11 protein-coding genes are annotated in these 14,052 nt (G+C 38.6%); 4 read left to right on the top strand and 7 right to left on the bottom strand.

All coding sequences use genetic code 11. The features are described from left to right. Positions 1 to 211: 211 nt before the first annotated feature. Positions 212 to 1,030, bottom strand: coding sequence for a VanW family protein (locus AABS66_RS03015; protein ID WP_272538658.1), 819 nt, complete (start codon positions 1,028 to 1,030; stop codon positions 212 to 214). Between the two features lie 331 nt (positions 1,031 to 1,361). Beyond that, on the bottom strand, positions 1,362 to 2,678 hold the full coding sequence (locus AABS66_RS03020) for a CitMHS family transporter (protein ID WP_206083908.1): 1,317 nt from the start codon (positions 2,676 to 2,678) through the stop codon (positions 1,362 to 1,364). 595 nt (positions 2,679 to 3,273) lie between these two features. Here AABS66_RS03020 and AABS66_RS03025 point away from each other — a divergent pair. Further along, the gene (locus AABS66_RS03025; protein ID WP_206083907.1) at positions 3,274 to 4,365 is read left to right on the top strand and encodes an NADH:flavin oxidoreductase/NADH oxidase; all 1,092 of its coding nucleotides are present in this window, start codon (positions 3,274 to 3,276) and stop codon (positions 4,363 to 4,365) included. Between the two features lie 46 nt (positions 4,366 to 4,411). Here AABS66_RS03025 and AABS66_RS03030 read toward each other — a convergent pair whose 3' ends face one another. Both AABS66_RS03030 and AABS66_RS03035 read right to left on the bottom strand, forming a co-directional pair. Then, the gene (locus AABS66_RS03030) at positions 4,412 to 4,732 is read right to left on the bottom strand and encodes a hypothetical protein (protein ID WP_206083906.1); all 321 of its coding nucleotides are present in this window, start codon (positions 4,730 to 4,732) and stop codon (positions 4,412 to 4,414) included. 233 nt (positions 4,733 to 4,965) lie between these two features. Continuing rightward, complete coding sequence (locus AABS66_RS03035) at positions 4,966 to 5,838, bottom strand: DMT family transporter (protein ID WP_206083905.1); 873 nt, start codon at positions 5,836 to 5,838, stop codon at positions 4,966 to 4,968. A gap of 358 nt (positions 5,839 to 6,196) precedes the next feature. On the opposite strand from AABS66_RS03035, the gene AABS66_RS03040 reads away from it, so the two are divergent. After that, the gene (locus AABS66_RS03040) at positions 6,197 to 6,403 is read left to right on the top strand and encodes a 3-oxoacyl-ACP synthase (RefSeq protein ID WP_206083904.1); all 207 of its coding nucleotides are present in this window, start codon (positions 6,197 to 6,199) and stop codon (positions 6,401 to 6,403) included. Between the two features lie 70 nt (positions 6,404 to 6,473). Here AABS66_RS03040 and AABS66_RS03045 read toward each other — a convergent pair whose 3' ends face one another. Beyond that, positions 6,474 to 7,946 carry an anion permease gene (locus AABS66_RS03045; protein ID WP_349415243.1) on the bottom strand — a complete coding sequence of 491 codons (1,473 nt, stop codon included), beginning with the start codon at positions 7,944 to 7,946 and terminating at the stop codon, positions 6,474 to 6,476. A gap of 676 nt (positions 7,947 to 8,622) precedes the next feature. Here AABS66_RS03045 and cutA point away from each other — a divergent pair. Further along, the gene (gene cutA / locus AABS66_RS03050) at positions 8,623 to 8,970 is read left to right on the top strand and encodes a divalent-cation tolerance protein CutA (RefSeq protein ID WP_206083902.1); all 348 of its coding nucleotides are present in this window, start codon (positions 8,623 to 8,625) and stop codon (positions 8,968 to 8,970) included. 337 nt (positions 8,971 to 9,307) lie between these two features. After that, a complete protein-coding gene (locus AABS66_RS03055) occupies positions 9,308 to 9,649 on the top strand; it encodes a carboxymuconolactone decarboxylase family protein (RefSeq protein ID WP_206083901.1) in 342 nt (113 codons plus the stop codon). Between the two features lie 56 nt (positions 9,650 to 9,705). Here the strand turns inward: AABS66_RS03055 and AABS66_RS03060 are convergent, their stop codons facing one another. After that, positions 9,706 to 11,961 carry a TonB-dependent receptor domain-containing protein gene (locus tag AABS66_RS03060; protein ID WP_430224556.1) on the bottom strand — a complete coding sequence of 752 codons (2,256 nt, stop codon included), beginning with the start codon at positions 11,959 to 11,961 and terminating at the stop codon, positions 9,706 to 9,708. A gap of 377 nt (positions 11,962 to 12,338) precedes the next feature. Then, the gene (gene betA, locus AABS66_RS03065; protein WP_206083899.1) at positions 12,339 to 14,015 is read right to left on the bottom strand and encodes a choline dehydrogenase; all 1,677 of its coding nucleotides are present in this window, start codon (positions 14,013 to 14,015) and stop codon (positions 12,339 to 12,341) included. Positions 14,016 to 14,052 lie beyond the last annotated feature (37 nt).

Below are 14,052 nucleotides of genomic sequence, written 5' to 3' on the forward strand. Positions count from 1 at the left end.
AATAGAAATCATCACAAACCTTTGCCAGATTTGCGTCTTTAAATATTGAGAAATCAAGTGTTGGTATTACATATCTATTCCGAGTGACGGCCTCATTTTTTGGATGCTAATAATGCCCTATTAGCCAATTAGAATTCAATTCAGGGGGATTTTAGTTCAACAGTCAAGATAAAGGCTATCAATATATTCCTAATATCAACCGAAATTGGCATTATGACGCCATTATTTGGCTATCATCAATGGCATATTTCACCACAACTTTATTACGATACAAGCAATTATCTTGTAATGTTACGGGTTCTTGGCCTTTAGTTGTCACTTTCTGCCAAATTTCATTGTGACGATAAACGATATTTTTTTCTCGAGTAAATTTATGATTTTTTTGGTAAATATGGTATTTCACATCACGAGGCTCGCTACATAATAACTCCCCTTCTAACTGGTGCTCCGCGATATTAAATACCAATTGAAAAGCGCTTTGTGTTGGGTTGTAAAATACCAAATCAATGTAGTTATAAAAGATGGCCGCACCTGAACCAAACGGTAATACACGGCCTTCATCTGGAAAAGGATCAAAACTGTGATTGGCTCTCTCAACGACTTGCAATGGCGAATGCAATATCATCCAGTGGATTAAATTGCTCAGTTGGCAGATCCCCCCGCCAATCCCAGAGCGAGCCTCACCAAAAGACAGTTCCATTCCTTCGACAAAACCACGGCGAGCCGTCGGCTTTCCAACTAAGCGGCAAAAAGAGAAATATTCCCCTGGATAAATGGTTATGCCATTCATGGCTTGCACCGCAATTCGTAAATTAATCACTTTGTTATGTTGCAGACGCAAATCTGAGTCACCCAATTTACGGATCAATTTAGAGGTGTGTTTGTTATAGCGATATTCAAGGCGTTCACTAGATTTCGCCTTCGAATAGTATTTAGAGGAAAATGCCCAGTGCAATCTTCGAGCCAGACGTTTTTGAGTCACACGCAGCCAGTAAAGAATAGGATGATATGAGGAAAACGGCCGACGCATAACAAAACCTTATTGATATAATTAACCAATAAATGATGTCACACCCGTTAATTTTCCAACATAGTAACTATCTGATAATTAGCAAGCCAATAATTCAATTGGCTACTTTGTATATTCTGGCAATTCAAGTTTCGATCTAGGGATTTACTTTTGATGCCAACAACGCCGCCACATTGAGATTATGCTTTAGCTAATGCACGCGGGTTATTCAATAGATTTTGCGTCTGTCGCTAGGCGGCAAAGAAAGCCAATCCCGAGGAGCATACATAAGTATGTGACTCGGGTTGACTTTTGAAACCAACAACGCGACAGACCAAAAGATGAAGAATAATCAGTAGAGACCGAGTACTGCACCAATAGCAAGTAAAAAGAAGCTAAACAACCAAATCCAGCCAAATGAGTAGCGCAAATGGCGTCCCATATCAATACCTGCTAACCCCATCGCTAGCCATGCTGCTGGTGAGAACGGGCTAACGAATGTTCCTGCATTATTGCCTATTGCCATCGCGTAGACTACTGAAGATGGGTCAACACCTACAGTACCCGCAATTTGTTGAATTATTGGCAACAGCGCAAAATAATAAGCATCTGTACTGGTGAAAATATCCATTGGTACACCGATAATCCCAACAAAAATATGAACTTTCGATACCCATTCCATTGGCAAGATAGCGGTTAAGTCCATCGCTATCGATTTCAACATACCACCTTCGGATAAAATGCCTAAAAATGCACCTGCGGCTAGAATAATAGCCACCATGCCTAGAGCCTGCGGCGCATGTTGTGACAGTACTTTCATTTGATCTTTCGGATTTGGAAAATTGACCATCAATGCTAGCGAAAGCGCTATCATGAAGACATAGGGGGCTGACAATAATCCAAATGCTAAACAGATAACTGACGCGATAATCAACCCACCGTTAATTAACGGTTTTTTAGGTTTATGAATTGTGTCCGTCACATCTGCCATATCATCACTAACGGGTAGCAAAGAATCCATTTCATACGGCGTGGTACCATTAAGTTTTGCAGCAGCAATACGACGTTTCTCACGCATTCCCATAATAACCGCAAATACAACGGCGCCGCCCATACCGATTAATTGAACAGGGATCAAATGCTGCCATAAAATAGAGGCATCTATACCCGTCACAGCTGAAGCTCGACCTAATGGGCCTCCCCAAGGAACCATATTCATAATCCCCATACTGGCACACATTAATAACAGCATTAAATATGGGCTCATACCAAGCTGACGATATAAAGGGAGTAGTGCAGGAATAATAATAAGGAATGTTGCTGCTCCTGAGCCATCTAAGTGCACAATACCCGCAATAAGTGTCGTCATAATACAGACAACAATAATGTTTCCCCGAGTCATTTTGACCATGATCCGAATTAACGGGTCAAAAATGTGCAAATCTTTCATCAAACTAAAGAACAAGATGGCGAATAAGAACATCGCGGCAACTTTGGAAACTTTATTAATACCACTTTCAAAAAAAACAGATATTTCTGCGATAGAATATCCTGCTAATAAAGCGCCGAGAAAGGGAATACACGACATTGCAATAATGGGGCTCACTTTCCCCATCATTAATAAGGTGACTATCGATACAATGATTAAAATACCAATAATTGTTAACACATGAGCTTCCTTCTTAGAATTATATTTTTCAGGTGAATGATTTTTATGTAATTAATTTGATAACCTTCAATATTCAACATTAATTATATTGAAGAATGAATTTACTCATTTCATTACGTATCAGTACCTTGCTTATATAAATCCTTTAGCCTACCCGCAAGTCTCATTGGCTATTTTTGCGGTAATAACAACTCATTTACACTTATTAAAATCACTATTTAAAATAAAAAAATAGCCAAACTCACTATTAGAACCATTAAAACCATAGTCGCCCATTAATGCCAAAGAGAATTGGTTATTAATTAGTTAATTAATAACATGTGGAATTATCGATATATATAATTTCTCACCACTATTTTATTTTAATTTTTCTATTATTTTTTTAAAAAAATTGTTGTTTTTTATGCAGGTTAGAAAGGAAAATCTGCTTTTTATCTCTTTGCTCAAATATGAATTAAATGACTTGATTTTTTTCTTTATCTCTCCTCTAAAAAAATACTGTTTTCAAATCAATACCACACCATCTCACAAAAATCGCTTATTGATTCAGGTATAATATTAGGATAACTAAAGGCTACAAATAGGGAATTCGCTAATGAGTCACCTTTTTTCTTCTGCAGCAATGGGTCTGGTTTCACTAAAAAATAGAATTATTATTCCACCGATGTGCCAGTATTCAGCTAATAATGGCTTACCAACAGCTTGGCATAGCGCACACTATATGAATCTGGCCTTATCTGGGGCGTCATTGGTGATCGTCGAGGCAAGTGCTATCGTGCCTGAAGGGCGGATTACCTATAAAGATCTTGGGCTATGGAATGACGAGCAAGCAACAGCCATGCAACAAATGCTCACTGATATTCGACAATATTCTGATGCTCGATTAGGTGTACAAATTGCCCATGCAGGCAGAAAAGCATCCTGTGATCTTCCATGGTTAGGGGGAAAAAGCCTCAGTAAAACGGATGCCCATGGTTGGCAAACTGTCGCGCCTTCCCCTCTCGCTTTTGGTAATAATCCCTTGCCACGGGAACTAACTACTGATGATATCCAAGAAATTAAACACCAATTTATTAATGCGGCAAAACGGGCCGAACAAGCTGGTTTTGACGTTATAGAGATCCACGCAGCTCATGGTTATTTATTGCATGAATTCTTATCTCCCATTTCAAACCAACGCCAAGACGAATATGGTGGAAGTTTCGAAAATCGCAGCCGCTTGCTAATTAATGTATTTCATGAGGTGCGTAAAGCTATCAGCCCTAATATTGCTGTTGGTGTACGTATTTCCGCAACGGATTGGTTAGATAATGGCTGGGATGTTCCCGAATCTATCGAACTGTGTGAACAATTAGAGGAACTCGGCTGTGATTATATTCACGTTTCTTCAGGAGGGCTTGCACCAGAACAACAAATCCCGCTAAGTCCTAATTATCAAGTGCCTTTAGCGCAAGCTATCCATGAACATAGCATGATGCCGGTTATTGCGGTTGGACTAATAACAGAACCGCTACAAGCAGAAGCGATTATTGCAACGCATCAGGCGGATTTTGTGGCCATTGGTCGTAGGATTTTATTTGAGCCCCGTTGGCCTTGGCGTGCGGCAACTGAGTTGAACGAGCAAATTAATGTAGCGCCGCAATATTTACGCAGTGCTCCCCACCAATTTAAAAATTTATTTAAATGATATAAGTACCCGCAGTGTTGGATAATTCACTGCGGGTTAGGCAATATTAACGCGCGTTTTGTGAACACTGTTGAACGAATTCAATCATTGTTTTTTGGAACTCAGGCTCTGCATTCCCTGATTTTTCCAATTCACCGTCCATACGTTTAAATTCACTTAAACCATATTTTTCAATCGTTTTATCGTATGCACAACCACAAATGGCGCTAATTGCTTTTGCAGTTTCGCCTTGTGGGTTACCTGAAGCCACCACACAAGTATTCACAAAATTTTCTTTGTATTCTGCAATTTCTGATTTTTCATCGGAGCATGCTGATAACACGCTCATCACACCCGCCATACCCAATATTAATACTAATTTTTTCATTTTTTGCCTATTCCCCATTCAGCTTTCAATGCATAAACAAATGACAATGCATGCTCTTGTTCAGTATTTTGCTATTTTGGGTAATTATTGTCTACTTTCAACACTATTAATCTTAATTTACAGAATAAGAATGTCTTATTAAGATTAATACCCTATCGATAAATCTTGCTATTAATCATAGTCGTTTTCTTTAAAAAAATCCGCAATCATTAATGTTTTTTTATCTATCAGTCTTATTTAGATAATGAGTTTGAACAACGCCAGCGGTAATAAAATAAAGAAAATAAAATCAGTATGCAGCCCACGATTTGAATTAGCGGCATACGTTCGTGATACCAGATGGCAGCAACAAAGACTGTCATTACAGGCTCTAAGATCATAATAATCGCTGCATTGGCTGCGGTGGTATTTTTTTGACCAACAAGTTGCAATACAAAGCGTAAGCTTGTCGCGATAACCACACTTGCCCCTAACCACATCACGGTTGGTGTGGTTAAACTTGTCGGCCATTCTTCTAAAAAGAATGAAAGCACCAAGGCCACAATCCCTGTTGTGGCTAACTGTATCGTTGTTAAAGGTAAAAGAGGCACCATTCGGGTATACAAACTGGTATAACAAAAATAAATCGCTTGAACGATAGCGGCACCTAAAAACCACAACTGGCTTGCTTTAAATTCAAGCTGCGCTTTAAATAGAGTTAAACAAGCTAGCCCAATAATCGCTACTGGCAACGCTTCCCAAAAATATCGGCTTGGTCGATTTTTCAAGATAACCCATGCGACTAAGGGAACAAATAACATCGCAAGGCTCATAATAAAAGCCCCTTCCCCAATAGAGTCAGTTATCGCAACCGCATGGATCCACAAAACTAAATTCAGTGCCATCCAACCGCCTGTCATTAATATTTTAGGGAGTTGCTTCAGTGGAATTCGATTTCTTTTTCCTTTGCAAAAAGGAAGCAATATAATAGCGGCAAGTAAAAAACGCGTTCCCAGAAAAGCGAAAACAGGCATACCTTGAACGGCTTCACGCGAAAAAACCCACCCCCAAGCGGCAATCATCGTGGTTAATACCAAGAAGAATTCAGCTTTCCTTTGTGAATACATGTTTCCCTCTACATAAATTTGATCGCGAGTTTATATATCATACTGGCTTTTACAACCAAACCAATTACATTTATGGTCTTTACCTACTTAACTTTAAATTAAAAATATCCCACCAAAAAATGTAAATATGACCTTTAAATTCCCCTTATTTCCCCTTAATGACGTTATTTCTATTTTTATCTACTCTTTTTTCTGGCAAAAACTCTAAGAACAAATGTTTCTCCGCCTAAATGGGGAAATAGGTAAAAAAACTCGACAATTTTTATTCACTTTTTATCTGCGATAATCATTTCATCGTAACAATTTCTTATATTACTTAACGCATTGCTGTTACTTATTACAACCAAGGTAAATTGCCATGATCATGAAAAATACTGTCTCAACGGACAACGATATGGTCAAAAAAGTTAAACTCGCTATTAAAACACGAAAATATGCTCATGCAGATGAAATCAATTTGTTATGGCAACATGCTCTGAATACCAAGGCCGTGATCAGCTGGAAAAAAATAATGTTAGTTTCGATTATCGTTAGCACAATTATCCTGATAATCAGTGCATTATAGCATTCAACGGACATAAAAAATCGGGCAATTATGCCCGACTTTTATTTATCCTCATGTTAGCCGCGTATTATTACCAGTAACCTAAGAATTTCCACCAGACACTACCAATAAAGAACCAAATAGCGAGGTTAACAACACTCATCACAAAACCTGTTTTCCACCATTCACCTAACGTTGCATACCCCGACCCGAAGATAATGGGTGCAGTACCTGTTCCATAATGGGTCAACGACATCATTAACGATGATGAGAATGCGAGTGTCAGTGCTAATAGCATTGGAGGCGCACCTAATGCTAAACCTGCAGAGAAAAACGCCGCATACATAGCGGTAATATGCGCAGTAGTACTCGCAAAGAAATAATGGGAGTAGACATAGATTAAAACAAGGATGAGCATACCCCATACCCAGCTAATCCCCATACTATCAATTGTGCTTCCGACAGTTAATGACATCCATTTAATTAGGCCTAATTTACCTAAGAAGCTCGCCATCATAACTAAAGCGGAGAACCAAACGACAGTGTCCCAAGCCCCTTTATTTTTCAATACGTCATCCCAATTAATCACGCCTGTTGCCAATAGAATACTGAGTCCAATAAAGGCAGCCGTTGTCGCATTAATACTATAAGCAGGCCCAAAGATCATCGCAGGTACACCAGCCCACATTAATAGCAGTAAGCCAAATACCCCTAAAGTGATCTTTTCAGGCAATGATACTGGCCCTAATTGTTGTAAACGTTCTTTTGCAAAATTAGGCGCATCAGGCGTTGAGGTGATTTCAGGTTTATACATAAAGTAAATAACGAGAGGCATTAAAATAAGCGAGACAATAGCAGGAACAAATGCCGCAATCGCCCACATTCCCCAAGTCAGCTCATTACTTTGGCTGGTTTCACTAATAATCAAACTGACGATTAACGGGTTTGGCGCTGTTGCCGTAATAAACATTGCCGATGTAATCGGATTAATATTATAGTTTACTAAAGAAAGATAGCGTCCTATTTTACCTGCCGTTCCATCTTCTGCTTTTGACCCAAAACTGTCAGATATTGAACGCATAATCGGGTGAATAATTCCCCCTCCTCGCGCAGTATTACTTGGTGTCACTGGGGCAAGAATTGTTTCTGCTATCGCAAGTGAATATGCAATTCCAATCGTTTTTTTACCAAACAATGAAATAACATAATAACCAATCCTTGCGCCTAAGCCTGTTTTATTCAAGCTCATAGAAACCATAATCGAGATACCGATTAACCAAATTAAATCATTTGAAAAACCACTTAATGCATCAGCAATAGCGCCTTTCGTTGATTCAGGGTTGGTGACTCCTGTTGCTGCAACTAGTGAAATAGCCACAATAGAAACCCCGCCAATAGGCAAAGCTTTGCCAATAATAGCGGCGATTGTGCCGACAAACAGTGCCAAAAGATGCCAAGCATTGGGATTAACCCCCTCAGGTACTGGAATTAAAAACCAAATGACAAGTGTGATTGCAACTGCGATTAATGTTGGTACAGGTTTTAAAGGTGTGAGTTTATTCATAGAGTTATCCATACATGCCTAAAGATGGAAATACAGAGTATATTCAGATAATTATTTTGATTTACATCATCATGTTAACAATGTAGAACCTAAAAACTTTGATCGTTATCAGTTAGTTACTTTATTTCAGGAATAAAGTAACTTTTTTTTGTAAAATTTGGTTATTACTAACTTTCCAATAATGCTAATGCCATTATTGAATGTAAAAGATCCTTACTTGCTTTTAATAACACAAGAAAAATATTTACTCGCTAAATTGGTATTTTACATATTTATAATGTATTTAGGTCTATCACATATAATAGCTCAATTTATTATCTTAATTTTCTTAATATACTAAAATTTCAATTTTTTTTATAATTTAACCTTGTTTTTTGTAGGCTGAATCGAATTAGTTACACTTTAGATATAAAAGAACACATTCTTTAGATATATACACATAATATTTCAATTGCATTTACAGGTAAAAAAACACATGAGATGAATAAACAATCAATTTTAGATTAAAAAACAAGTAATGCGACTTATTATTTGATATACAATTATTACTTGAAATAATAATTTTTTTGTGCATTAAAAAATGTCCTTTTAGATATTCATATCTCATTCCATATTATTGTCTCTAATCTACCATTAATTACAGCACGCTTCTTAATATAACCATCGAGGAAATAAAATGACTACCAATAGCCAATACAGTAATAATTCTCAACCATCTTGCATTGTATTATGCACAACCAATAGTCAAGAGAGTGCAATTAAAATCGCACAATACCTTTTAGATAACCAGTTAGCTACTTGTGTTTCTTTATTGCCTGAAATAATATCTTTATACCTTTGGCAAGGTAATATCACAAAAGATAAAGAAGTTTTACTACTAATTAAAACAACACAATCTAATCAACTCAGCATTTTTGAGGCGATAAAAAAAATACATCCCTATGAAACACCTGAATTAATAAGGCTTGACCCAAGTCAGGTTGAGGATAACTATTTACAATGGCTAATTAATTCCGTCAAATAATACTCTACTCAAATGATTTTTAAAAATTTTTTCCATTATTAATCAACATTTGATGTATTTTTGGAAAATAATTCATCTGGTCGGGTATGGTTTACATTCAATCAGTGATATATAAGTAGACTCGCTTTATATTTATTTTCCCTCCTTATCTTTTTTGGGAGGTTTTTTTTGCCCATTTTTAGTGTTTTCTCCCCCCCCCCCAGTAATTGAAATAAAAAACCATACTAAATTAACTTTTTAAAATTTTGAATTTTAAATTAATTTTGATTGATAATATACAAAAAAACACTATATTATTTTACATAATATAAATTCATTAAATAAAAGTGAGAAAAAAATGTCTAAATACAATGACGTTACCCAACATATCAGTAAACACCTTCCGGAATTAGGTAAACATATTCCTGACGTTATGAAACACTTTTCGGGACTTGTGAGTACTGGCGTACAAGATGGTGCCCTTGATAAAAAAACCAAAGAGCTTATCGCTATTGGGATCGCAGTTGCAAACCGCTGCGATGGCTGCATTGGTTTTCACACCAAAACATTAGTTGAACTAGGCGTAACAGAACAAGAGTTAGCTGAAGCACTCGGCGTTGCTATCTTCATGGGTGGTGGCCCATCTGCCATGTATGCAGCTGAAACTATTAGTGCATACAAAGAGTTTTCAGCCAAATAAATAATGACTGTGATATTGCCTTAAATTTCATAATCTAAGGCAATTGAATTGGCCACTTAGAAAGTCGCCTCAAGTCCCAGTCTGAACGTCCTTCCTGGAATTGGCATATAAATAACAGTACCTGGGTCAAACGCATAGCGATTGGTTAGGTTATCAATATTGAAATTCACATGAAGATTTTTTTGAATAGAATACTTCCCTAATAAATCAAAAGTCGTGGTTGCATGTAACTTAGTGACAGGGGCAGCGGCTGTTCCCGCTAACCATTTCTGTGGGTATTCCTTGCCTGCATTATAACGCACACGTAAGCCTGTTTGTAATTTCTGATCAAACATTTTCACCCCCACGATTCCAGAGACGACCTTTTTCGGTGGGAGACGCGATGGTGATAATCCCCATGCAAACCCAACTGAGTTACAAGCAGCGGGTAAGTTGCCTAATTCCATTTCATCACGAGAACAAAGCTCTGAATTGTTATAGAAAGTCGCATCTAACGAGCCGAAAGCATAATTAGAGTCATATTTCGCTTCAATTTCATAACCTGAAAGCTTGAAACTATCGTAGTTTTTCATGACAACATAAGGTGAATAGACCCCCGTTGGGTTTACCCCTTGGGAAAGATAGCCTTTAATATCATTATTAAAGTACCCCACCCGTAAGCCAGCAGTATCTTCATCAAAAATCAGGTTATTTTTTTCAAAATCAATTCCAACCTCAAATGATTTTGCATGCTCTGGTTTAAGTGGCACATCGGGTGTATAAGAATACGTTTGCCCAGAAACTGTGGTTTCAAATAGGCTTGGCTCACGGTAACTGTCTGAATGCTTAGTATAGACATCCAACTCATCAGTCACATGAAAACGCACTTCACCTAAAAAATCATTTTTCGGGCCATAACTAATGCTTTTCCCTAACACATGGTCATCGACATCAAAAGAATGAATACGCCAACCTGCCAATGTACTAATCCACTCACCTTTATATTCCATATTGGTAAATGCCGACGTATTTTTTCCTTTTGCATTGCGTGTTACTGGCGTTAACTCCTCACCAGGGATCGTACCTTCTGGAGTCCATATCGGTTGGTATGTTTTGGTTAACGGCTTCGTTTTTTGTTCCATAAATTCCACGCCGTAAGTCACATTAATAGGGTAATTTGCAAACTCAGAAGTATTTTCTAAGTTAAAGCCCATGCGTTCATCGGTATAACGATGCTGATATTGGTTGCCATAATGTGCAGTAACATCATCGGTCGTGCCATTACGTTGCTTAAATTTACCTTTTGTCCACCACAAACCTAAATTCATATCCACCCACAATGAATCAGGTTTATAGGAATAATTCAATGATGCGGTATCGATATCTGCCGTTCCGAGTGACCACTGTGGCATTTTCCCGTCAGATTGATACCAATATGCAGCTAAAACTTCCCCTGCTTTTTGTTCATGACGGCGGTAATTTAATTCGATACTTGAATAAGGGTTAATATAGATATTGGTTTTTAACAGCGTTGATTGACTTTCATAACTGGTATTGACCACCTCTTGCCCAGGTTTTATGGGGGCATCTGTAGTTGAATATTTATGGTAGCCATTCTTCCCTGCCAAAAAGTTGCCTTGCTTTCTATCACTGTGAGCAATCAGTACATCGAATTTCTCATTTCGATACGCCATTCCCACTGTCACTGAACCATTATTAAAGTGAGAATTTTTAATCCCATTCGATAAGCGGTACTGTGATTCGTTTTTTTCATCTGATGCCACTGATGGACGGCGATTATTATTGTAAATATTCCCTTTAAATAAAAAACCGAATTGGTCACCTTGGGGGATAATACTATTCGCCGATAAGGTTTTTAATTTCACCGTTCCCCCGATAGCACCACCAGAGAATTTACTCATCGACGCCCCCTTTTCAATATTGATAGTATCGACCAAATCCATATCAATATAGGTTCTGTCCGTACTGCCTTGGTAGCCTCGCCATGTATTGGTAGATTGCAAGCTGCCATCAATAATAATCGGCACTCGCCCATTACCTTGCAAACCACGAATACCGATATCCAATGCACCCGCTTCATTTCGAGCATTATTAACCTGTAATGAACTTTCATTCGCAAATATATCGGAATTGGTTGTTCCTCGAACCGTTGAAACATCTTTGGTATCGATTTGTTTGCTATTCGACTTTATTTTACTGGCAGTGACCGTCAGTTTATCTTTCTGAGGTGTAGTTTGAGTTTCATCCGCAAATGCCGCACTTGATGAACAAATAACAAGTAAGCTAATTATTTTTTTATTTTGAAATATCATTTAAGTAATGCCTTCATTAATTAATGATTATTTTATTGAGACAATAAAACCCCGTACGGGCAGAGTTATATATCCCTACTGCCATACTGGAATTCATGAATTTTATTGTAGGTTTATATGTTACGCTTTAAATGAAGCCAACAGAAAAACCTTATTTATTGAATGGTTACGTGCCCATTCCCCCTATGAATGCAATAACCATTGAAATATACACCAATGATAATAATGATCAAGATAATAATGAATATCATTTGTATTATTATTATCATTAAGTTGTTTATTAATAAAATCTTTATTCAAACGTAAAAAAAGCGACAATACTCAACGTATCGTCGCTTAAGGGAATTAAATGACCGCTAGTAGCTTAATATAATGTGTTATTTCTGAGGCTCCCTCCGAACAGGAGCGCCATCCGCTACATAATATTCTGCATCACTTGCTGCTAATGGAGAGCGATGACGAATTTTATCTGCAATTTTTTCGGCAATCATAATGGTCGTTGCATTCAAATTTCCCGTAATAATAAGCGGCATAATCGACGCATCGACTACTCGTAAGCCACTAAGCCCATGTACACGCCCTGAACCATCCACCACTGCCATATCATCATTGCCCATTTTACAGGTTCCGCAGGGATGAAATGCCGTTTCGGCTCGTTCCCGAACGAATGCGTCGAGTTCTTCATCCGTTTGAATGTGCTTACCAGGGCTAATTTCCTCTCCCCGATAAGGGTCAAGTGCTGGCTGCGCCATGATTTCTCGCGTGATACGTATTGCTGCGCGGAACTCTTCCCAATCCTGCTTTGATGACATGTAATTAAATAAAATGCTTGGGTGTTGACGCGGGTCTAATGAGGCTAAACGGACTCGGCCGCGACTTGGTGAGCGCATTGAACCCACATGAGCTTGAAAACCATGTAAATTTACCGCATTACTGCCGTTATAATTTATTGCTACAGGCAAAAAATGGAACTGAATATTCGGCCATGCAAATTTATCGCTGGTGCGTATAAAACCCCCAGCTTCGAATTGATTACTCGCGCCAATCCCTGTGCCTTTAAATAACCACTGTGCACCAATCATCGGTTGGTTATACCATTTTAATGCGGGGTATAAAGAGACAGGCTGTTTGCATTCATATTGCAAATACATCTCAAGGTGATCTTGCAAGTTTTGCCCAACACCTTCTAATACATGCACTTTTTCAATATTAAATTCATCTAATACCTCTTCGGGGCCAACGCCTGAGCGCTGCAAAATTTGCGGGGAAGCTATTGCACCTGCACATAAAAGCACTTCCTTTTGCGCTTTTACCGTTATTGCCGTCGTGCTGTCACCTTGGTAATATTTGGCCCCTATCGCCTTTTTCCCTTCAAACTCAATGATATCTGTTGTTGCATGCGTCACGATTGTCAGGTTTTTTCGCCCTTTAGCTTGGTCTAAATAACCACGGCCTGTACTCGCACGTCGCCCTTGTGGTGTAACAGTGCGATCCATTGGGCCAAAACCTTCCTGTTGGTAACCATTTAAATCGTCAGTTCTTGGATAACCCGCTTGTACGCCAGCCTCCACCATCGCTTTAAACAGCACATTATTACCCGTTTTTGGTGTTGCGACACTCACAGGGCCATCTCCGCCGTGATAATCATTTGGCCCAATATCGCGGCTTTCTGCTTTACGAAAATAGGGTAAGCAATCAAGATAGCGCCAATCTTCAAGGCCTGGTGCTTGGGCCCACCCATCAAAATCCATCGCATTTCCACGGATATAGCACATGCCATTAATTAACGAAGAGCCACCAAGCCCCTTTCCGCGGCCACATTCCATACGACGATGATTCATATGAGGTTCTGGGTCAGTTTCGTACGCCCAGTTGTAACGACGCCCTTGCAACGGATACGCCAATGCGGCTGGCATTTGTGTGCGAAAGTCGAGCCGATAATCTGGCCCTCCTGCTTCTAGGAGCAGCACAGTAACTTCAGGATCTTCTGTCAGGCGTGTAGCAAGAACGTTACCGGCTGAACCAGCACCGATAATAATATAGTCATAGACCATTGTTATCTCCTCTGTTTCAGTCAAATTAAAATGATGT

This window comes from Providencia sp. SP181 (genome assembly GCF_050446505.1).
Classification (GTDB): domain Bacteria; phylum Pseudomonadota; class Gammaproteobacteria; order Enterobacterales; family Enterobacteriaceae; genus Providencia; species Providencia vermicola.

Excerpts from the sequence above, each read along its gene's own strand:
- AABS66_RS03015 (WP_272538658.1), bottom strand. The coding sequence starts at position 1,030 with ATGCGTCGGCCGTTTTCCTCATATCATCCTATTCTTTACTGGCTGCGT.
- AABS66_RS03025 (WP_206083907.1), top strand. The coding sequence starts at position 3,274 with ATGAGTCACCTTTTTTCTTCTGCAGCAATGGGTCTGGTTTCACTAAAA.
- AABS66_RS03030 (WP_206083906.1), bottom strand. The coding sequence starts at position 4,732 with ATGAAAAAATTAGTATTAATATTGGGTATGGCGGGTGTGATGAGCGTG.
- AABS66_RS03035 (WP_206083905.1), bottom strand. The coding sequence starts at position 5,838 with ATGTATTCACAAAGGAAAGCTGAATTCTTCTTGGTATTAACCACGATG.
- AABS66_RS03040 (WP_206083904.1), top strand. The coding sequence starts at position 6,197 with ATGATCATGAAAAATACTGTCTCAACGGACAACGATATGGTCAAAAAA.
- AABS66_RS03045 (WP_349415243.1), bottom strand. The coding sequence starts at position 7,946 with ATGAATAAACTCACACCTTTAAAACCTGTACCAACATTAATCGCAGTT.
- cutA (WP_206083902.1), top strand. The coding sequence starts at position 8,623 with ATGACTACCAATAGCCAATACAGTAATAATTCTCAACCATCTTGCATT.
- AABS66_RS03055 (WP_206083901.1), top strand. The coding sequence starts at position 9,308 with ATGTCTAAATACAATGACGTTACCCAACATATCAGTAAACACCTTCCG.
- AABS66_RS03060 (WP_430224556.1), bottom strand. The coding sequence starts at position 11,961 with ATGATATTTCAAAATAAAAAAATAATTAGCTTACTTGTTATTTGTTCA.
- betA (WP_206083899.1), bottom strand. The coding sequence starts at position 14,015 with ATGGTCTATGACTATATTATTATCGGTGCTGGTTCAGCCGGTAACGTT.